We start from the raw sequence: 21,175 nt of genomic DNA on the forward strand, positions 1-21,175 counted from the left end.
CGCGTGGATCACTCGGGCGCTTGTTTTTCCGGTGGCGTCTATTGCCAATGCTACGGAGCTCCGATCATCCTCCCCGATATACCACCTACCCGACGCATCTTCCCTCAAATTGCTTTGAATGTCGTGGTTCACGACGGACACCGGTATGTTCCGAACTCGAACGACGCCTGATCTCAGAAATTTGACTCGCACACCGTCTCCACTCCAGGAACCAACCACCTCCGTCTTGGTGATGGGAGACGGTCCTGCTGCACAAGAAGTCAGCGCGAATGCGACCACTACAGTCATGCCGATCGCCGCACGGATGGCTACTTGTCGTCCCACGAGACCTCCTGATCCCAGTCTATCGTCTGAGATGTCTTCGACAGTGGCCCGGAGGAGAACAGTGAATTTAGAGGGTCACCGATTGTCTTTTGCCATATCGGCGTGTACCCGATGATAGGTGGATGAGTTGCCGACTGGATGGTGGATGTGTTCTCGATATGCACGTGCACACTTGCAGTGCTCGAATCTGGTGAAATCGAGTTGACAGTTATATCCATTGTGTAAGATCCGAGATAAGTCTGTGCCAGGTTACCAGTGGCACCCCCATCGAGGATCGACGTGTAGTCACGCACAAACTTCGCCGGGCCGTCGATGCCGCCAAGCTGATAGGGGACGGAGTTCTCATCGGTAATACCATTGGCGAGCTGGGTTCGTTCTGAATTGATACCAGCCTTCACTCCGCTGCTTTTGCGTAGGAGCTTCGTAAATGGGTCCTCCTGATTGAAATGATGTTGTCTCGGACCAAGACCGGTTAGCCACTGGAATCCGAGCTGCCAAGGATTGGTATTGTCGCGGGCTCGGGAAGAGTTGTGTGCACCCGTTGTTTTTGATTTCGCAGTGCCGCTAGTCCCCTTCGGCCTCGAGGTCCGAGTTGTGGCGACGTGAGTGCCTGCGCGGCTACCTGACGCGGCGGAATGCGCTGCGGGAGCGCGGTCTGGACCTGGCGCCGCTACATTGCCATGCGTAGCTGGTGCATTCTTGCCAGTGGCGCAATTCGTGTTGAAGTTAAATGAATCGGATGACCCTACATAGCAAGCTCCAGATGGATCAGCGAGCGTGACCGGACTGTTCGCACTGTAGGAATATCCATTATCCTGCTGCGGGTTGTCGGTCGAGAACACGGGATCCACCGAAAGGAACCGACCCAGGGTGGCGTCGTACGCACGTGCCCCTAATTGTGTGAGGTTCGAGAAGGTCGACGTTGTCTGGTTCAGGAAGCCGTGCGTTGAGCTCCAAGTGTTGGAGCCGCCGCGTTGGTTGCCGAACGGATCGACCCAGCGCCGGGTGATGGACTTGTCGGAGGCTCCCACCTCGAGGTCAGCTGTGCCATCGATGTCGGTGTCGATCGAGAACACTTTGTTCGAGCCGCTAGTGGTCGTGCGCTCATCGACCGGGGTGCCGTTGATGGAGTACGTGCGCGTGGCGGTGGTTGAAGTGCTGCCGGCGTTCTGATGCACCTCCGTCATACCGAGGTAGAGCGTGGACCCGGATGTTGGGTCGGTCTGGAGGAGCAGGTTCCCGTCAGCGTCGTAGATGTTCGACTGGGTCTTGCCGTTCACCGACACTGTGGAGAGCTTTCCCTCGGCGTCGTACGACAGTGCCTGGTTCGGACGTGTGGTGGTGTCACCGGCAGCGTCGTACCCGTATGCGTCGGTCGTCGATGAGGCACCCGTGGCTTTGATGACAGCCTGCACACCGTGAGGGTTGGCTGCGCCGGCGGCACGGTACTGGTAGGAGTCGACCTCGTCGGTTCCGCTGCCGACCGCGTGCTTGGTGGTCGTGAGACGGTTCCCGGTCGCGGTGTCGTAGGTGTAGCTGCTCCAGTACGGGGACGGTCCGCCGAGCGTCGAGCTGCTGCGGGCGTCCGAACAAGCTCCCGAGGACGGTGTCCAGGCTTCCGTGAGCTCCTGGAGTCCGTCGTAGGCGTAGCACTGCGTCTCAGCGCCCGCCGCACCGGTGACCTTCGCCGAGGTAATGGCGCCTGCGTCGTTCCGGGTGTAGTTCCGGTCGGCTTGGGTGGCGGAGGCGGTTCCGGTGCCGGTGGAGTCCATGATCTCGCTGATCGCGCCGGTCGCGGGGTCGTACCCGTAGGTGGAGTAGTTCGTCAGGTTCCCGTTGCGGTTGATCTGCGCGACTTGGCCGATCGCGGTGTACACCACGGACGCGTAGCTTGCCGTTCCGCCAATGGAACCGAGCTGACCAAGCCCATCCCAGCTGTAGGTCGTCTTTTCGGCTGCGAGGCCGCCGATTGCGGGAAGGCTCTGGTTGTTGAGGCTTTCGTCCTGGTTGTAGGTCGACGACGTTGTGTAGGTCGTCCCGCCGAATGCAGGAGCAGAGGAGGGGATGCTGACCGTGGTCCCCGTCGGCCGGTTCCCGCCGTCGTAGCCGGTGACAGCGCTGGTGTACGCCGTGCCAGGAGTGCCGGGGGTGGACCCGGTGTAGCTGCTGGAGGAAGTGAGGAGTCCCTTCTTCAGGGTGTCCCAGGTCCATGAGTCCAACAGGCTCCCGGACGTGGTGCCGGAGTACTCCGCCGTCTTCCGATCGAGGGCGTCGTAGGCGTAGGAGAGAGTCTGCCCGCGACCGTCCGTGGACGAGAGCAGGTTCCCGACCGCATCGTAGGAGAAGCTCGAGGTACCGGTATCGGGATCGACTGCCTGGATCTTGTTCCCGTGGAGGTCGTACTGCCAGGTCCAGGTGTTCCCGGCTGGGTCGGCCATGCTGGTCATGTTCCCGGCGGCGTCGTATCCGTAGGTGGTGGCTTGCTGCGCGGTGCCCGCGGACGGCGTCGAGCCGAGGTACTGTACGAGCTTGGTCTTCTGCCCCAGCGTGTTCGAGAAAGTCGCAGACGCGGTGCCGCCGGACGGGGGTGTGGTGTCGATCTCGTCGGCACCCTTGTAGCTCGTCGTGGTGCGGAAGCGTTCCTTGCCGAACGAGTTCGTGATAGATGCTGTCTGCCGTCCGGCGCCGTCGAACACGGATGCGATGCTCGAGGCGATCTGCTGCTGGTTCTCGGGCACGAACAGTGTTGCGGAGGGGCTGACCGAGTTCGTCCAGTAGTCGTTGTTCGTCAGGACGGCGTTGCCGGCGGAGTCGTACTGCGTGTCGGTGACGACGGTGCCGCCGCTGCCGGACTGCCGCTGCGTCTGCACGGGGCGGCCGAGGCCGTCGTAGAGGGCGTAGGTCGTCATCGTCTCGTGCGCCATGACGGTTGTCGTCGCGACGGACAGCGGTGCGGTCTGGCTCTCGACGTAGGCGTATGCGATCGACGGTGAGGTGGCGTTCGCTGACTGTGGCCGTTCCGGCCGCCAGACGCTCACCCGTCGCCCGAGCGCATCATAGGCAGCGCTCGTGATGCCGCCATCGGCCGTTGTCTGGGACAGCACCGATCCGCGGGTCGGGTCGAACGTCGTCGTGGCGGTCCAGTTGAACGGAGACGGGTTGGTGGTGACAGTTTTCGTCGTGGGGCCGCTCGTGGCGGGTGTGTACGCCGTGGTGCTGGTGCGGTTCAGTGCATCCTTGGTCGAGACTGCCCGACCGAGGGTGTCGTAGGCGACCTGGGACGTTGTCGACCAGTGCGGCGCGGACCCACTGTAGGAGTCAACGGCCTCGGCGGAGGTCGCGTCACCCTTCGTCGGTGTGGCTCCGACCGCGGTGCCGTCGTAGGCGGTCCGGGTGTCGGAGATCGCGTCGGCCGGCAGTGAGGGGTTCTGCCCGCAAGCGACACCAACACTGCGCTGTTCTTGGACCACCGCCGTCAACCAGACGGTGGTGTTCGCCGGTGCGTACGTGGTTGTGGTGCAGCTACTTCCGGCATCCGAGGTGGTCGTGTTCACCGATGTGGGGTTGCCGTAGTCGCCGTGGGTGGTGGTGGTGGTCACGGTGCGGTTCCCGCCGGCAGCGGTCGGCTGTGCCACGGTCGTGGTGCCTTCACCGACCATGCGGGCGGTGTTGGTTCCGTCGTTCGCTTCGACAGCGGACACCCACGGTGCGGTGACGGTGTCGTCGACGACTGCGCCGCCGACGCCGTTCAGCGTCTTTGTCTCGCGGACCTGTCCGGCGAACCATGGAGAGTCCGCGACGCCGGGAGCACCGGTGACGGACACCGATTTCGTGCCCCCGGTCGTGCTCGCTCGATCTCCGTCGAGGCCCTGGTAGAAGGTGTACGCGGTGGTCTGCTGCGCGCTCGGCGTGGCGGGATCACCGACCCGCACCTCAACCGTGTTGTAGCCGGCGAACTGGTCCCAGGTGCGGTGGTTCGCGGGAGTGAAGAGGGAAGTGTTGTACCTCCACGCTGCGGTGCCCGTGTAGACGTAGTTCGACACCTGCGGGCGGTCGGCGCCGCCACCGGTCTTGGGGTCGGAGACGACGCTGGTGACCATGTATTTGTGGAACAGGTCCAGCTGCGCCGGCTGCGCGGGGGTGACGGCTGGAACCCACCATTCGGGATAGCAGCGGCGGGTGTTCGTGGCGGCGTTCGCCTCGATCGTCTTCGCTTCCGACGGCTGGCAGTCCTGCCCGGAGTAGTTCACCGACGTGACCGCGCCGGTGGCGCCGGTGATCGAGGCGATGCGCCACTTGTCCAACGGTGCAAGCCCGTCGACCGCCCACACCCGGTTCTGCATCGTCGTCCCGGTGAAAGTGGTGGCGGGCTCAGTAAGTGTCGTGCTGCCGCTGGTTCCGGTGTGTTGGATCTGGGTGAGCCAGAGGGCTGCGTTCGTGCCGTCGCCGGGGGCTGGAAACGAGTGGCCGAGGGTCCAGGTGTCGACGGTGGAATAGGTGGTCGAGGCGGTGCGTGCGGCGGTGGTGACGGTGTCGAGCATCCCGTCGGTCCAGAACGACGGCACGAGGTTGGTGCTGCAGCTTGTGGTGCAGAGCTGATCAAACGGCACGTCCGGGTATGCCGACGGTGTTGCCGGCTTTGTGGCGGCGTTCATGATGTTCTCGGCCGTGCACGAGGAGTGGCTGCTGTCGCTGCATCGTCCGTAGGCGTTGTACCCGAAGGTGACCTTGTCGGAGGCAGCGTTGGCCGTGTAGACGGTCGATGCGGTGAGGCCGTACTCGATGCGGTTCAGCTGACCGCCGCGGATGTATGAGGTCGCAGCGCCGCCGTTCTTGGCGTAGCTGTTCGTCTCGGCGTTGTAGTAGAACGCTTCCGCGTTGTTGTGGACGTCGACGACGTAATCGAGGTTCCACCGCCACGCCTGCGCGCACGCGGATGCTGCGAACGTGCTGGCGTGGCAGGGCTCACCGGCGTCGTTGCCGAACACTGGAACGGTCCAGGTGGAGTTCGTAGTGGCGTTGCCGGAGCTGTAGCCGGGGAGCTGGTTCAGGCCGAAGTAGTACTGGGTGCCATCGGTGGTGGTGACACGCCAGCAGTCGGTGTCGTACGTGCCGTTCGCGGCGCAGCCCTGGCTGGTGCCGGTGAGGTGGTCGATGCGGGAGCCGTCGTCGGACGCCATCTTCCATGCACCGGTCGTCGCGTCACGGACGAGCGGGGCGCTGTGGCCGCCGAGGGAGAGAACCGCGTTGTCGCTCTTCCAGCACAGGTCGCCGGATGAGGTGACAGCGCCCGACGAGCCATCGTCCTGGGAGCAGGAGACGTACTGCCGCTCGATGAAGCCGGCACCGCTCATCGCCCAGCCCTCGCCGATGGCTGAGGGCTGGTTGTTCGTGGACCCGGTCTCGCCGTCGACGGACTGCGAGTCGTACTGGAACGACAGATCGGGAGCCGGCCCCGCGGCCGACGGTGGCGCGGTCATCGGGTACTTCCAGGAGAAGTCGCCGGTCTGCGCCGAGACGTCCCACGACGTCGCCGGCTTCAACGACGTCGCGGCGAAAGACCCGGTACCCGAGCTTGACACCGCTGAGCTCGCTGCGGCGACCATGACCGCCTTCGAGCTGACCTTCGGGGTCATCATCACGGTGCTACTAGTCGCGCTCTGATCCGCTGCGACCGGAGTCGCCTTCGCCGTCTTCGCGGTCGAGTCGGCGGGGACCTGAACCCACTGCACCCGGTCCGCGAAGTCCGCCCCGTAAAGGCTTGCCAGGAGATTCTTCGGAACGCGAACGGCGACGGGCGCAGCCGTTGTGCCACCGTCAGTTCGGGCGATCTTGAGCACCAGGCCGGAGAGGTGATGCTTTCGCGCCGTTGCGTTGTCGACGATCTCGAACGAGACGCCGGTCACAGGCTTCAGGGACGCATCGGCGGCTGATGATGCGGGAGCTGCGGTGATGCCAGTGGACCCGACTGACTCCCACGAGCCGGTCGCCGTCGCAACCCGCACACCCGCCGTGTTCCGAGTGGTGGTGCCGTGCTCCTGCCCGACCGGCAGATGGAGGTCGTACTTGCCGGGTGTCAGGGCTGCCGCGGTGGGAACGGCAGTTGAGGTCGATGACTTCGGGGCTGCCGTCACCGGCGTCCGCGGGGCGCTGTGGCCCGGTACTGGCTTGCCGAGTGACGCCAGCAACGGAATCGGCGCCGCGATCGCTGGGGTCACGGTGAGCAGCGAGCCGACCAGGGCCGCGATGCCGAGCCCGGCGACGGGCAGTCGGCGCGCGAAGATGGTCATCGCGCTCGAACCGCGACGGTGCCGTCCCCGGCTCATCGCGAGACCACCGTCGTGGTGATCCGGCCGGCGTTCTCGAGCAGCGTGCAACGTGTGCGCATTGCGTCCCCTATGTGTCCCGTCAATGCGAAGTTCCTCACACTGCGCGCTGATCGTATCCACAGGGCACACACGCGCATGTCCCCCCTGAATGGGGGGTGAACAGTCCGATTTGCCGGAAAACCGGGCTTCCCGTGTGCGAAGCTGAGCGTACTCTCATTGAGTGATACTCACGAGACCACCGCGCTTCCGGGCTCCGGATAGGTCACGTCTTCCGCGGAATTCGGGCATTGCACCACCATTGAGGTGGGTTTCGAGGCGGTGATTGTGACCCATTCGGGGGGTTCCTGTGCGCTGCTCGATGACGGATACGGTGGCCTCGCAGCGGTGAGGGTGATCACAGCTTCCAGCACTCTCTTACAGATGCTGCTTCGCTGCGTCGCTCCCAGGGGGAATATCAGTGCCACGTCGTTCCGCATTCACAATCATCGCACTGACCGTCCTCGCGCTGGTTGCGGCGCCGCTGGCACAGGTGTCTGCTTCGGAGGCCGCCACCGCCGCCTCGAACGCGAGCGACACGACGACTGCGCCGGCCGGGACCGGCGAGCCGACCGCGAACGAGTCGATCGAGCCGTCCCCGGCCGCGACGCCGACGGCCGCCCCGGCGACCGTCTCTCCCGCGGCGCCCGCCGCCGGCGCTGACGTGACGTCGACGACGGATGAGGCGGCGGCGTACGCGATCGCGAAGAAGTACGGGCATCCCGTCACGGTCGAATCCGAAACGACGCCGACAGCCTTGGTGAGCGTCCAGCCGGACGGATCGACAAAGCTGCAGGAAGACACCGTTCCGGTCCGCGTGCAGGACGGGAACGACTGGATCCCTGTCGACACGACCCTCGACCCGGCGTCGGCGTCATGGCTGGAACCGGCAGCAACGGTCGTTCCCGTGCGGTTCTCCCGCGGCGGTTCCGACGTGCTCGCGCAGGTGCAGACCGACACCGGGAAGTGGATCTCCGAGGCATGGCCCGATGGCGGCAGCCTCCCGGCACCATCTGTCGACGGGTCGACCGCCACCTACCCGGACGTCCTACCTGATGTGGACCTGAAGCTGAACGCAACCGCCTCGGGCATGTCGGAGGTCCTCGTCGTCAAGACTGCGGCGGCGGCAGCGAACCCCGACGTCGAAGCTGTGGAGTTGAAGTTGAGTGGCGCGACGATCACAGAATCGGAGAACAAATCGACCGCCCGCGCATCGGACGGATCGACGATCACTTCCTCAAAGCCGACGTGGTGGGACTCGTCCGACAACGGCTCCGCGGACGGTCCTGGCGGTGTCGCCGCTCCGACACCGCTCCCCCATTCCTCCACGGCGTCCTCGGTCACCCTCGACGTCGCCAAGATCACTGACGAGGACGTTCAGTACCCGCTGTATGTCGACCCGGACTGGTCGGCAGGCCAGCAGAACTTCTGGTTCACCGACCGTGCCTACCCGAACCAGTCGTACCTGAACGGCTCCCCCGCCGGTTATCAGAGCGTCGGATACGCGCAGCAGGACGGTATGACGTACATGTCCCGCGCGTTCTGGGAGTTCGGGACCGGAGCGTTGGTCGGGAAGCACATCGTCAGCGCCCAGTTCTCCGCGACCGCGACCTACAGCTGCAGCCCGGTCGCCGTCGAGGCTTGGAGATACGGTCCGGCGAGCCCGGGCTTCACCTGGAACTCTGACCCGAACCAGTGGGTCGATCGTCCACTCGATACCCAGAACTTTGCTTCCACCGGCGGATGCGGCATCTCCCCTACCGCAGTGGGTTGGAACGTCACGCGGGGTCTCGCCGATGTGGCTGCGAGCGGCGGGAACCGGTTCCAGATCGGTCTCCGCTCGGTTGATGAAAACAACATCTCCCGCAAGCACTTCAACAACGGTGCCAGCCTGATCGTCACGTACAACAGCCGTCCGAACAACCCCACCGCACCCGCGATGACGTCACCGCAACGGGGATGCTCCTCTTCGGCGTCCGCACCGACCTACGTCAACAACCGCGCACAAGCGCTCACTCTCCAGGTCCACGCCACGGACCCGGACGCCCAGAACGTGCAGACGCAGTTCTCCGTCGCCGCAGTGGACGGAACAGGCCACATCAGCAGTACCAGCACCAGCTGGAACTCCCAGCCCGGAGCGCAGGGTGATCAGAGCACCCAGATCCCCGTCCGCACCTTCAACAGCGACACCGCGTCCGAGTACGCGTGGAACGCAATCACCACCGACGGGGGCGATTACGGCGGATGGTCGTCGTGGTGCTACTTCGTCGTCAAGAACGTCGGTCCGCAGCTGCCAACGGTGACGACGGCGTCGACGTCCTGGACGGTCGGGAAGCCGACGTCGGTCACGGTCGGCTACGCCGCCGCGGACGCCATCCGGAGCATCGCTTACTGGTGGGTCCCCGCGCTGAAAACAGCCGACGCACCAACCCCACCCGTCACCATCACCCCAGCCACGAACGGTGACTGCGCATTCCGCGTCGGGAACGTCACGACAGCTTGCGCGTCCGGAGCGACCTCGACAACCATCACGGCCGCCCCAATCGACACGAAAGCAACCCTCTGGGTTGCGACCTACGACAAAGCGGGCAACGTTTCCCTCAACGCTGCCGGCCGCTCCTCCTCCACCGGCCTCGAGTTCACTGGCGTTACCGACGATTCTGCCGTCAGCTTCGACACAGGTCACGGGTGGCTTCTCGACGCCGGGACGAGCAACCCGACTTCCGTCGCAGACAACAATTCGACGAGCGGCTCATCCACGACCTCGGGGGCGCCGCTATCGGTGGGCTCGAACACCAGCGCATCGACACCAGCCGGGAACTTCAACGGTCCGGCCGGCAACGCGCTGACGTTCCCCGCGATGACCTCGATCAACCGGTACAGCGGAGGCACACACTCCGCAGGCATCAACGGCCACGCAGCTGCCGGCTTCAACTACGAAAGCAACCTCGGCGACCTCGCCTCTCCCGGCGGCCCACAGCCGGCGAACTCGAGAATGCTGTACTCGTGCGCTCTCGGCTCTGGTGACATGACCAGTGCATCATCGAGCTGCGAGAACCAAGGCATCACCGGCGTTCCGCTCGGGTACGTCTGGAACACCGCCTCCGCCGTCCCTGCAACGCTGACGCCCGTCCCGGTCTACCGATGCACATCCGGGAGCGATCACTTCGATTCCGGAAGCAGCACCTGCGAGAACCAACACTACGAATCCCTTCTCGGCTACTTCGTGAAGCAGACGACCGTCCACACGACCCACCAGGTCATCGACACGTCAAAGAGTTTCGCCATCTCCGCCTGGGTCCGCCCCTCCGAAATCAGCGCTGCGCACAACGCGTACACGTTCCTGTCGATCAACAGCCCGACGACCTCCGCATTCTGGGTCAAGATCGACAACGGCCAGTTCCAGTTCTGCATGCAGTCCCAACAACCACACGCGGCGAACTGCGCCGTCAGCGCCCCGATCTCCTTGTCAACAACCTTCCCGGATCAGAACTGGCGTTTCGTCACCGCCGAGTACGACGCCTCCAACCAGCAGATGCGACTGCTCCTTGACGGGTCAACTACCGCGGCGGCTGATTCGCAGATCGCGCCGTACGCGGCACCCGCGAACGAGACCTCCGCCACCGGCAATCTCTGGGTGGGCTCCGCGCTGTCCAACAACGCGATGGGTGACCTCTTCGCCGGGGACGTTCTCGACCCAACAGTGGTCCAGGGCATCCCGTCCTCGAACCAGTTGACCACCGTCCGAGACAGCGGGTCCTTCGCGGGAGGAGGCTTCTAAGTGCGTTCTAGGAACACACCGGGTACGAGGCGCCAAAGTCGCTACCCGTACGCCCTCCGTGTGAAGTCCTCGCTCCAGCGAGACGCTTCGCCGCTCACGGCGTAACCAGCAAGTCGGACGGTGGCTATCGAGCGCCAATCGCAGGTGTTGCGCAGCCGTAGGTCTCGCGGAGATGGCCGAGGGTGGAGTCGCAACTGCGGAACGGGCCCGTCCGTGGGTCGAGGAAGACCGCTGCGTGGCGGTCCCGATGCGTCAACCACCAGTCGGAGACCGCATCGAGCCGGACGCTGGAATCGTCATCGGCCTGCGACGTACCTGCCACAGTGCCCAAAGTCGCGTGACGACTTCAGAACCCACGCCGGCTTTCATTGGCGCGGACGATTGCGTCGGTACGCGAGTCGGTCACCCGGGTGACAAGGTCACCACGTCCCTCGCCGCTCGAACGGATGCGCCAGCGTACGAACTGACACACGGTCGATCATCGGCGCTTTGAAGAGCTGCCTGTCTCGTCGTCACCGAGCCGTTTGATGACCCAGTCGTAGGCCTGCGAACCCAGGACGAACGCGGCGATGACGGTGGTCGGTACGAGTCGGTGGCCCTCAGCGAGATCGCAGACGAGCCATCCCAGTCCTGACGTGTACGCCAGGATTATTCCCACGCTGCGGCGGTGCTGCCGGCCGAACTCTTGAAGCCCGAGCAGCCCAGCGTGTTCTCGGGCGGCGTCCGTGTTCGTGTGCCTCGCATCCCCTGCGGCGTCGAGTGCGGCGTCGAGTGCACGCCGGACGTCGCGATCGAGCCTGTCGATCTGTACGGATAGCTGCTCTGTGCGATCTCGCACGGCGGTGAAATCGACCCCAAGAGGACCGGCCGTGCCGACAGAACTGACGGCGAGATCAAGCGCGCGAGAGGCATCGTCGTCGTGTCCGAGAACGCTCCGCAGTTCCCCGAGTGAATCGAGGTCCGTCCCGGACTGCCGCCGGAACGCTGCTTCGAGCATCGTTGTCGTCCGCGGCCATGCCCCCGCGTCGAACGCAATACCCTCCAGCGAAAGGTTCTGGAAGTAGGCGCCGAGACTGGACTGTACCGGGCCGAAGCTTGCGTTCAGGCGCTCGCTCGCGAACCTGTTCAGGGCCTCCGACACGGCGAACGCCGGACCGAAGCTTGCGTCTCAACGTTCACTCGCGAGCCGGTTCAAGGCTTCCGAAATTCCCGACGCAGGTGCATAGTTCAGCAGCTTCGCCGCCGCGATCGCCCCGGTCGGGACCGGTACGAGGTCCGCGATGCCGGGGATCTTCGCAGCCGTAACGGACTGGAGCTGCATGGCCGAGCTCGCCGCGAGACGGTCGATCCACGGCTGAAGCGGAACCATCTGCGCCGCGAGCGACGGTGAGAGTTTGGCGATGGACGCGGAGATCCCGAGGGACTCGGGTGTGAACATCCGCCCGAACCGGGTACCACCTATCCCCTAACCCCAGCTGCTTGCAGACGCCATAGCGTTCAGCCTCTCTCCCACCGCCGACGCCTGGTCATCGAGGTGCTGTCCTCGAGGCGCGGTCAAATCGAGCCTGACCACCAGTGACCGTGTCGATCACCCTGTTCGACTTGGTGCTTCAGGGCTGAAATATCTTGTACCAGTTCCGTTGAATATGGCTCGATCTCGACCACGCGCCCGCCAACGCAGCACCCTGGCTGGCCACCCCTCCCCGGCACTCCACATCGACAGCCCGAGCCGAGGCCCTGCCCGGGCTGCAGATGCCACCCCACCATTCCAGCTCATCACGTCACGTCACGTCATCACGAAAGACTCACCCGCCGTGCCTTCTGCACCCAACCTGCCCTCGACCCCAGAAGACCCCCACCCAGTCGCGAAACAGCCACGACCAGGCACGACCTTTGACCACGTCGGGATCATCGCGATGCTCGTGCTCTTCTTCGTGGGTGGGTTTTGCAGCTTCCTGACCTGGCTGCAATGGGTCATCGGCATTGATAGGCCGCCCGCCAGCGAGCACCTGCTGAAGATCGTCGGATCGCTCGTCCTCGCCGCGATCGTCCCAGCCGCCGTCGTCGTCATCGGCCCGCGCCGGCAAGACCGCGGCCTGTTCATCGTCGCCTGCGTCCTACTGCCACTGTCGATCGTGGGCCTGGGCGCGGACATTCCGAACACCATCCGACTCGCGAACGCGGAGCATGAGCGCGAGACGAGCCCACCCACAGCCAAAGAGCGTTCCGCCACTCCGGCACAGCTCCGAGAATCGTCGGCGTTGTTCTGGGACGAGACCCTCAGTGCTGCCAACCTCACACGAGTCGAGCCCATCGACGACGCCGCCGGGGTGGGCCCCCGCGGCGAATCGTGCGAGCTCAGGAACACCCACACGGGGTACCAGCTCCTATCCTCCTTTGGCAACGTCTACTGGGGTGCGGACGACGATGATGCCGCCCTCCAGGCCGCCGCCGCCTACTGGCGCACCCTCGGGTACACCCCCACCGCGCACGCAGCCTCGCCCGCCACGGCGAACTACGCCTCGGTCGGATTCACCTCCCATGACGGCCCCATCCGCAGGGCATACCTCCGACAGGGACCGTTCGGCCTCGAGCTGTTCTTCGAGAGCATCTGCGTTGCGGACCCGGAATCGTCCTGACCCTGCCGCCGGCTGCGGACCGCGCCTTCTAGAGCGACGAAGCACTGCAGCAGCGTGGTGCCGCGAGCGTGTGCCACCGAGCTGCGCCCGAGCGCCCCAGCGCTCGGACCCAGCGAACCCTTGAGAGCACAGCCTCGAGCGCTGCGCCATGATCTCCGAAACCGCCGAGGCGGGTCAGGGGTTGATCTGGTCTTGCGTCATCCGGTCGAACACATTGGGACGGTAGGATGAGCCTTGTGTGAAGGGCATCGGTCACGCGGCGCCGCAGTTCCTTCCACGTCAGCCCCACGCTCGTCTGCAGCAGCTCCGTCCAGGCTCCGGGCACGTCGTACGCGATCTTCAGCACGGGGTCCGAGGGACTTGCGAGGTAGAGGTGCGGGCGAGCGGTTGTGATGCCGTCGTGGTGCACGGCAGCCCGGGGGCTGATGATAACGGTCGCGTTGATCTCGGACGGTGAACGTAGCTGCCGTCGATCCTCCAGACGCGGACGCGCGCGACGACGCAGCCCTCGCCCTCGTCGAACCGGGCCGAGCCGAAGGTGCCGGGAGCGAGCTTGAATGGTGGCATCAGGCGACGGGCTGACTATCGAACCAGTTCTTGACGTCGGCGAAGAGTCAGCAGAGGCTCCGGCCGATCATCCGTGCGGCAGGCCCACGGCTCTTCTCCCGCCAATTGCGGACGGTGGCGACGGGGACGCGGAGGTAGGCCGCGAGTTCGTCGATGGTCAGCAGCTGGTCGTCGGCGTAGGTGGCGAACGCCGGGACCTCAACGGAAGTTGAGGGGTGGGTGATGGGCGTCTGGGTGGCGGCAGCGGCCGCTGGGGATTTGATGGTCACACCGATACCTATGCAACGCGTGCGCAACGTTCCACCCGGGGGTTCCGGGCGGGTCGTGCGCTGGTTGCGCGACGTTCCCCAGGGGGGCATCCTCTTTGTCACATGAATGACACTTCGAGCACCCTGCGACATACAACGATCCCCGTACTTCCGCAGAAGGACGGGGATCGGGGGTGCACCCCCTCGGACTTGAACCGAGAACCCACTGATTAAGAGTCAGTTGCTCTGCCAATTGAGCTAGAGGTGCATCGCCACGGCGAGCCGCAACGGAGAACAACAATAGCATGAGATCCGAGCACCACCGACCACGGCCCACCCCGCCAGGACCATCGCATCCCGCAAGGAGCATCCCATGACCGACCGTCTCGCCATCGGCGACGTCGCCCCCGCCTTCACCCTCCCCGACGAGCGGGGTACCGCGACGAGCCTCGCCGACCTCCGCGGCCGGAAGGTCATCGTGTACTTCTACCCGGCGGCGTCGACCCCGGGCTGCACGACCGAGGCCTGCGACTTCCGCGACAACATGTCCTCGCTCCAGGCCGCGGGGTACATCGTCCTCGGGGTGTCGAAGGACACGCTGCCCGCCCTCGAGCAGTTCCACGAGGAGCAGGCGCTCACGTTCCCCCTCCTCAGCGACCCCGACCTCGTCGTCCACAAGGAGTACGGCGCCTACGGGGAGAAGAACAACTACGGCAAGGTCGTCACCGGCACGATCCGGTCCACGATCGTCGTGGACGAGGACGGCCGCGTCGCACTCCCCCTGTACAACGTCAAGGCGACGGGGCACGTCGCCTCGCTCCGGAAGAAGCTCGGTCTGGACTAGGACCGCCCGCCCGCCCGCCCGGCCGGCCGGTGCGGCGCCGTGGCGGCGCGCCGTCCCCGCGGGTGCGGCGAGTCGCCGGGCTCAGCGATCCGGGCGCGCCAGCCGTGCCGTCACGGACTTGGAGAACACCAGGACGAGCGCGAGGAGCGCCGGTACGAGCAACGCCCATCCGATCGCCGGTTCGCGGAACACGCCCTGGAACGCACCGACGGCGATCGCGATCTGGAGGAACTGCCAGACGATGATGCCGCTCCGCACCCACGGACGGCTGCGCACGAGCCCGATCACCATGAACGCGAGCCACAGTGCGGCGACGGCCGCCAGCACGACGATCGCGATGCCGTTCGCGACGACGGCGGGCGGAGTGACGAGGAGATCGACCAACAGGACGATCGTGACCGCGGCCACCGCCAGGAACTCGAGGCCGACGATGACGACCAGGACGAGCAGCGCTCGGGAACGAAGCGGCCCCCGATCAGGCACTTCTGATCCGCGACGCGGCACATCCGACACAGGCATCCTCCAGCTCAGAACCCTTGATTTGGCCATACCAGTATGGAACGATGTTGGAGGTCGTTCGGACGCCACGATGAAGTGCGTGTCTCTCGGGTAACGGTCTCGTGAACATCCTGTTTCGAGCCGATGCGAACTGCGTCACCCCGGGAATCGACCTCTCGAGCTTGTTCTCTCCACGAGGACCTCCACCACCGGACATCCAGAACAGATCATCCGATGGTGGGTCCTCGACAGGGAACCGCCCGCCGACACCCACCTGGGCGTCAGCATGCCGAGAATCATCCCCACCACGGCCTCGAGCTGTGCGATTCGCAACAGAAGGAGCATCAATTCATGGACTGGCGTGACAAGGCCGCTTGCCTCACCGCAGACCCGGAGCTCTTCTTCCCCGTCGGGAACACCGGTCCGGCCGTCGACCAGATCGACAAGGCCAAGTCCGTGTGCGCACGATGCACCGTGACCGAGATGTGCCTGCAGTACGCGCTCGAGAACTCTCAGGACTCCGGTGTCTGGGGCGGTCTGAGCGAGGACGAGCGACGCGCCCTCAAGCGTCGCGCCGCCCGCGCCCGCCGCGCCTCCTAGCGTCCGCACCCACGTCCGGCGTCCGACCCTCGACGGGTCGGGCGCCGTTCTGCGTTCCGGGCTGCCCGTGCCACGCGCCGTTCAGGACACGAGCGCTCCGACCCGCCCGCTAGGTCATCCACCGGAACGGGATGCCGATGGTGACCTCGGTCCCGCTGCCGACGAGCGTGTGCCAGTCGATCGTCCCGCCGAGCTCGCCCTGGATGAGCGTCCGGACGATCTGCGTTCCGAGTCCCGCGCCGACCTTGCCCTCCGGGAGCCCGACGCCGTCGTCGCGGACCTGGACCTCGAGGTGGTCCTCGTAGCGGTCGGCGACGATCTCGACCTCGCCGTCGCGGCCGTCCAGTCCGTGCTCGACCGCGTTCGTCACGAGTTCGGTCAGTCCGAGCGCCAGCGGTGTGGCGGCCTCGCTCGGGAGGGTCCCGAACTTCCCGGTCTTCTTCGGGCGCACGGTCGTGTTGTGGCTCGCGGCGACCTCGGTGACGAGCATGAGCACGCGGTCGAACACGTCGTCGAAGTCGACGTTCTGTTCGAGCCCGGTCGAGAGCGTGTCGTGGACGACGGCGATCGCCGCGACTCGGCGTTGCGCTTGCTGCAACGCGTCGCTCGCCTCGGCCGAGTGCGCCCGGCGTGCCTGGATGCGGAGCAGGGACGCCACGGTCTGCAGGTTGTTCTTGACGCGGTGATGGATCTCGCGGATCGTCGCGTCCTTGGTGATGAGCTCTCGCTCCTGATGCCGCATCTCGGAGACGTCCCGGACCAGGACGATCGCGCCGATCCGGTTGCCGTGCTCCCGGAGCGGGATCGACCGGAGCGTGACGGTGACGCCTTTCGCCTCGATGTCCGTCCGCCACGGAGCGCGTCCGGTGACGACGAGCGGGAGTGACTCGTCCACCACGAGCTGCCCCCCGAGCAGGACCGTGGTCACCTCGGCGAGGGACTGCCGTTCGAGCTCCCCGTCGAACCCCATGCGGTTGAACGCGCTCAAGCCGTTCGGACTCGCGAACGTCACGACGCCGTCCACGCCGAGACGGAGCAGCCCGTCAGAGGCGCGTGGCGCTCCACGGCGCGGGCCCGACGGAGCACCGATGTCCGGGAAGTCGCCGGTCGCGATCATGCCGAACAGGTCGTTCGCGCTCGTGTTGAAGATGAGCTCCTGCCGACTCGGGGTCCGCTGCTCGTCGACGTTGGAGTGCCGCGTCACGACCGCGATCGGCGCCGCTGTGGTCTCGGCACTCGCGGCAGAGAGCCGACGCAGGACGGGGATGGCCCGGACGCGTGTCGGGGTGTCCTCGTACCAGTCGGGCTCGGCGGAGTCGACGAACTCGCTCCGGCCGAAGGACTGGCGGATCTGGTCGTCCCACTCGGGCCGGGCGACGTGTCCGACGATGTCGCGGTAGAAGAGCGTCGCCGCACTCGACGGACGGGCATGCGCCACCGCGATGAACGCGTCGTCCGCGGTCGGCACCCACAGGACGATGTCCGCGAACGACAGGTCGGCGAGCAACTGCCAGTCCCCCACCAGCAGGTGGAGCCATTCGACGTCCGCCTCCGAGGAACGGCCCTGCTGCAGAACGAGGTCACTGAGAGTCGACACCGCCCAAGTCTAGGAGGCCGATCGAGGCATTATCCCCAGGGCCCGGCAGGATTAAATGTCACATTCATGTGCTCCATAGCATCGGGGGTCACGGCTGAGAGGCCAACACGCCGACATCGCGGGAGGTCACATGGACGAGGGGGGCGCGCTGCGCGTCGAGGACGGGTCGCGAGACGGGGTCGGCCCTCCGGCGCGGATCGGCGCGCCGGGGCACAGCGCCACGAGGTCCCGTCCAGGACACCGGGATCGGCAGAGCCTCAAGGCGGTCGAGACGGTGTTCGCGGTCCAGACGACCCCGCGCCACGAACTCCCCGATCCGACCCAGATCGCACGTGACCTCGCTCGGTGCGTGGTCGAGGTCCTCGCCGGCGCCCGGGAGCTCGACCAGATCGCCCGGTGGTTGAGCGAGGACGTCCAGCGGAACCTGCAGCAACGGGTGTCGATCGCGGCACGAGCTCGGGCGGTCCGGCGGCAGACCCCGCAGCGGCCGGTGTTCCGTATCGGGTCGGTGCTCGTCGACGAGCCGGCGAACGGCGTCGCCGAGGCGACCGTGATCGTGCATGCGAAGGCCCGGACACGGGCGGTGGCGATCCGCCTCGAGGGACTCGACGGCCGATGGCGGGCGACGGCGATCAGCGTGCTGTGAGCCTGGGACGGCGCGACAGCGCGACCGCGCGACCAGCGCGACAGCGCGAACGGGGCCGCCGAGACCGCGAGGCGACGAGACGGGGCCGCACCGTGCCTCCAGTCCGGGCGACCGGGGACGCAGACGGCGGCGACCCGGACTCGGGTCACCGCCGTGTGTATGGTCCGGCCGGGGCGTCAGCCCTTCTTCGCGGCCCGTCGCTCGGCTCGGTTCACCGGTGCGTCCGCTCCGGCACCGAAGGCACCCTTCTGGCCCGATGCGGTCGCCTTGCTGCCGAACGACGAACCCTGCTCCGGGCCCGTCGGGACCTGCTCCTGTTCCTGTTCGGCCTGCTGACGCTGCGCGAGTGCGGTCGCCGCCTGCTCGAGGCGGCCCCGTTCGTCGCGAACCTCGACCTCGCCGTCGATCGACGGCGCCGAGTACTCGAGCCCGTCGTTCTCGCCCTGCTCGTCGAGCCCGCGGGCCTCGATCGTCGCGGTCTCGCCGTCGGACTGCACCTGCACCTCGAGGTTGAACAGGAACCCCACGGACTCTTCGCGGATCTGTCCCATCATGCTCTGGAACAGCGCGTAGCCCTCCCGCTGGTACTCGACCAGCGGGTCACGTTGCGCCATCGCTCGGAGACCGATGCCGTCCTTCAGGTAGTCCATCTCGTAGAGGTGGTCACGCCAGCGGCGGTCGATCACGGAGAGCACGACACGGCGTTCCAGTTCACGCATGGCCTCGTCGCCGAGGGTCTCCTCGCGTGATGTGTACGCGACCTTGGCGTCGGAGAGGATCTCGCGACCGAGGAACTCCCGCGAGGCCTTGCCGCGCGAGCCGGCTTCGGTGATGACCTCGTCGATGGTGATCGAGATCGGGTAGAGGGTCCCGAGCTCGGTCCACATCGCGTCGAGGTCCCAGTCGTCCGGGGAGCCTTCGCTCGTGTGCGTGTCGATGACGTCGTCGACGACGCTCGAGAGGAACGCCTGGGCGCGGTCCTGGAGGTCGTCGCCCTCGAGGATGTGCCGACGGTCGCTGTAGATCGCCTCGCGCTGACGGTTCAGGACGTCGTCGTACTTGAGGACGTTCTTGCGGATCTCGGCGTTCCGCGACTCGACCTGCGCCTGCGCGGAGCGGATCGCGCGGCCCACGAGCTTGTTCTCGATCGCCAGGTCGTCGGGGACGTTCGAACGCCCCATCAGCGCCTCGGCGGCACCGGAGTTGAACAGGCGCATCAGGTCGTCGGTCAGCGACAGGTAGAAGCGGCTCTCACCCGGGTCACCCTGGCGACCGGACCGTCCGCGGAGCTGGTTGTCGATCCGACGGGACTCGTGGCGCTCGGTACCGAGCACGTACAGCCCGCCGGCCTCGCGCACCTTGTCGGCCTCGGACTTGAGCTCGTCCTTCACGCGGTCGAAGACGGCATCCCACTCGGCCTCGTACTCCTCCGGCGTCTCCGTCGGGGACAGGCCCTTCGCGTGCATCTCGGCGACCGCGATGAACTCCGCGTTGCCCCCGAGCATGATGTCGGTCCCTCGACCGGCCATGTTCGTCGCGACCGTCACCGCTCCCAGCCGGCCCGCCTGTGCGACGATCGCGGCTTCTCGAGCGTGGTTCTTGGCGTTCAGCACCTCGTGCTTGACGCCGCGCTTCGCCAGCAGCTTGGAGAGGTACTCGGACTTCTCGACCGAGGTCGTCCCGACGAGGACCGGCTGCCCCTTCTCGTGCCGCTGCTCGATGTCCTCGGCGACCTGCTCGAACTTGGACTCCTCGTTCTTGTAGACGAGGTCGGTCTGGTCGATGCGCACGACGGGCATGTTCGTCGGGATCGGGACGACGCCGAGCTTGTAGGTCGACATGAACTCGGCGGCTTCGGTCTCCGCCGTACCGGTCATCCCGGAGAGCTTCTTGTAGAGGCGGAAGTAGTTCTGCAGCGTGATGGTCGCGAGGGTCTGGTTCTCGGCCTTGACCTCGACCCCCTCCTTCGCCTCGATTGCCTGGTGGATGCCCTCGTTGTAGCGACGACCCATCAGGATGCGGCCGGTGTGCTCGTCGACGATCAGGACCTCGCCGTTCATCACGACGTAGTCCTTGTCGCGCTTGAAGAGGGCGTCGGCCTTGATCGCGTTGTTGAGGAACGAGATGAGCGGGGTGTTCGCGGACTCGTAGAGGTTGTCGATGCCGAGGTAGTCCTCGACCTTCTCGATGCCCGGTTCGAGGACGCCGACGGTGCGCTTCTTCTCGTCGACCTCGTAGTCCTCGCCGACCACGAGGCGGGTCGACAGGCTCGCGAACTCGGTGAACCACCGATTGGCCTCGCCCGACGACGGACCGGAGATGATCAGCGGGGTGCGGGCTTCGTCGATGAGGATCGAGTCGACCTCGTCGACCACGGCGAAGTAGTGCCCACGCTGGACCATGTCCGACGCCTGCCACGCCATGTTGTCGCGCAGGTAGTCGAAGCCGAACTCGTTGTTGGTGCCGTACGTGACGTCCGCGGCATACTGCTCGCGACGTTCGGCCGGGGACTGTCCGGCGAGGATGCACCCCGTCGTCATGCCGAGCGCGCGGAAGACACGGCCCATGAGCTCCGACTGGTAGCTCGCGAGGAAGTCGTTGACCGTGATGATGTGGACGCCGCGCGACGCGATCGCGTTCAGGTAGGCGGCCGTCGTCGCGACGAGGGTCTTGCCTTCACCGGTCTTCATCTCGGCGATGTTCCCGAGGTGGAGTGCGGCGCCACCCATCATCTGCACGTCGAAGTGGCGCATGCCGAGCGTGCGCTTCGCTGCCTCACGGACCGCGGCGAACGCCTCCGGGAGCAGGTCGTCGAGGCTCTCACCGTTCGCGTACCGTTCGCGGAGCTCGTTGGTCTCGTCGTGCAGGTCGTCGTCGGAGAGGCTCGCGAAGTCGTCTTCGAGGTCGTTCACGGCCTCGGCGTAGGCCTTGAGGCGGCGGAGGGTACGACCTTCGCCGATGCGGAGGACCTTCTCCAGGACGTTCGTCACTCTGCGACTCCTTATGACGGCACGGCGGCCCGACGGGCGGGCGCGTGCGTTCGATCAGCGGTCAATGCTAGCAACC

The 21,175-nt window shown here is 66.0% G+C and carries 13 protein-coding genes and 1 tRNA gene; 5 read left to right on the plus strand and 9 right to left on the minus strand.

Going from position 1 to position 21,175, the window contains the following annotated elements; all coding sequences use genetic code 11:
• Nucleotides 1-308: 308 nt before the first annotated feature.
• A complete protein-coding gene (locus ACO0E0_RS13080; protein WP_422871874.1) occupies nucleotides 309-6,614 on the minus strand; it encodes an RHS repeat domain-containing protein in 6,306 nt (2,101 codons plus the stop codon).
• Nucleotides 6,615-7,110: 496 nt separating this feature from the next.
• Here ACO0E0_RS13080 and ACO0E0_RS13085 point away from each other — a divergent pair, with 496 nt between their 5' ends.
• Complete coding sequence (locus ACO0E0_RS13085; RefSeq protein WP_422871875.1) at nucleotides 7,111-10,470, plus strand: botulinum neurotoxin N-terminal receptor binding domain-containing protein; 3,360 nt, start codon at nucleotides 7,111-7,113, stop codon at nucleotides 10,468-10,470.
• Between the two features lie 124 nt (nucleotides 10,471-10,594).
• Here the strand turns inward: ACO0E0_RS13085 and ACO0E0_RS13090 are convergent, their stop codons facing one another.
• The 3 genes from ACO0E0_RS13090 to ACO0E0_RS13100 all read right to left on the minus strand — a co-directional run bounded on the left by ACO0E0_RS13090 (nucleotide 10,595) and on the right by ACO0E0_RS13100 (nucleotide 11,908).
• Nucleotides 10,595-10,792, minus strand: coding sequence for a DUF4913 domain-containing protein (locus ACO0E0_RS13090; RefSeq protein WP_422871876.1), 198 nt, complete (start codon nucleotides 10,790-10,792; stop codon nucleotides 10,595-10,597).
• A gap of 156 nt (nucleotides 10,793-10,948) precedes the next feature.
• Nucleotides 10,949-11,611 (minus strand): hypothetical protein, encoded by a 663-nt coding sequence (locus ACO0E0_RS13095; RefSeq protein ID WP_422871877.1) that lies wholly within the window; start codon nucleotides 11,609-11,611, stop codon nucleotides 10,949-10,951.
• A 27-nt stretch (nucleotides 11,612-11,638) separates the two neighbouring features.
• Nucleotides 11,639-11,908 carry a hypothetical protein gene (locus ACO0E0_RS13100; RefSeq protein ID WP_422871878.1) on the minus strand — a complete coding sequence of 90 codons (270 nt, stop codon included), beginning with the start codon at nucleotides 11,906-11,908 and terminating at the stop codon, nucleotides 11,639-11,641.
• Nucleotides 11,909-12,386: 478 nt separating this feature from the next.
• On the opposite strand from ACO0E0_RS13100, the gene ACO0E0_RS13105 reads away from it, so the two are divergent.
• Complete coding sequence (locus tag ACO0E0_RS13105; protein WP_422871879.1) at nucleotides 12,387-13,109, plus strand: hypothetical protein; 723 nt, start codon at nucleotides 12,387-12,389, stop codon at nucleotides 13,107-13,109.
• A gap of 614 nt (nucleotides 13,110-13,723) precedes the next feature.
• Here the strand turns inward: ACO0E0_RS13105 and ACO0E0_RS13110 are convergent.
• Both ACO0E0_RS13110 and ACO0E0_RS13115 read right to left on the minus strand, forming a co-directional pair.
• Nucleotides 13,724-13,945: a helix-turn-helix domain-containing protein gene (locus ACO0E0_RS13110; protein WP_422871880.1), complete on the minus strand. Its 222-nt coding sequence runs from the start codon at nucleotides 13,943-13,945 to the stop codon at nucleotides 13,724-13,726.
• A 174-nt stretch (nucleotides 13,946-14,119) separates the two neighbouring features.
• Nucleotides 14,120-14,192 (minus strand) — tRNA-Lys (locus tag ACO0E0_RS13115).
• A gap of 105 nt (nucleotides 14,193-14,297) precedes the next feature.
• Here ACO0E0_RS13115 and bcp point away from each other — a divergent pair.
• The gene (gene bcp / locus ACO0E0_RS13120; protein WP_422871881.1) at nucleotides 14,298-14,768 is read left to right on the plus strand and encodes a thioredoxin-dependent thiol peroxidase; all 471 of its coding nucleotides are present in this window, start codon (nucleotides 14,298-14,300) and stop codon (nucleotides 14,766-14,768) included.
• 81 nt (nucleotides 14,769-14,849) lie between these two features.
• Here bcp and ACO0E0_RS13125 read toward each other — a convergent pair whose 3' ends face one another.
• Complete coding sequence (locus ACO0E0_RS13125) at nucleotides 14,850-15,251, minus strand: hypothetical protein (protein WP_422871882.1); 402 nt, start codon at nucleotides 15,249-15,251, stop codon at nucleotides 14,850-14,852.
• 366 nt (nucleotides 15,252-15,617) lie between these two features.
• On the opposite strand from ACO0E0_RS13125, the gene ACO0E0_RS13130 reads away from it, so the two are divergent.
• Nucleotides 15,618-15,866: a WhiB family transcriptional regulator gene (locus ACO0E0_RS13130; protein WP_055953448.1), complete on the plus strand. Its 249-nt coding sequence runs from the start codon at nucleotides 15,618-15,620 to the stop codon at nucleotides 15,864-15,866.
• Between the two features lie 109 nt (nucleotides 15,867-15,975).
• Here ACO0E0_RS13130 and ACO0E0_RS13135 read toward each other — a convergent pair whose 3' ends face one another.
• Nucleotides 15,976-17,463, minus strand: a complete 1,488-nt coding sequence (locus ACO0E0_RS13135; protein WP_422871883.1) for a sensor histidine kinase — start codon at nucleotides 17,461-17,463, stop codon at nucleotides 15,976-15,978.
• A 130-nt stretch (nucleotides 17,464-17,593) separates the two neighbouring features.
• On the opposite strand from ACO0E0_RS13135, the gene ACO0E0_RS13140 reads away from it, so the two are divergent.
• Nucleotides 17,594-18,109, plus strand: a complete 516-nt coding sequence (locus ACO0E0_RS13140; protein WP_422871884.1) for an Rv3235 family protein — start codon at nucleotides 17,594-17,596, stop codon at nucleotides 18,107-18,109.
• A 176-nt stretch (nucleotides 18,110-18,285) separates the two neighbouring features.
• Here ACO0E0_RS13140 and secA read toward each other — a convergent pair whose 3' ends face one another.
• Nucleotides 18,286-21,099, minus strand: coding sequence for a preprotein translocase subunit SecA (secA, locus tag ACO0E0_RS13145; RefSeq protein WP_422871885.1), 2,814 nt, complete (start codon nucleotides 21,097-21,099; stop codon nucleotides 18,286-18,288).
• Nucleotides 21,100-21,175 lie beyond the last annotated feature (76 nt).

Source organism: Curtobacterium phyllosphaerae (assembly GCF_049341865.1).
GTDB lineage: Bacteria > Actinomycetota > Actinomycetes > Actinomycetales > Microbacteriaceae > Curtobacterium > Curtobacterium phyllosphaerae.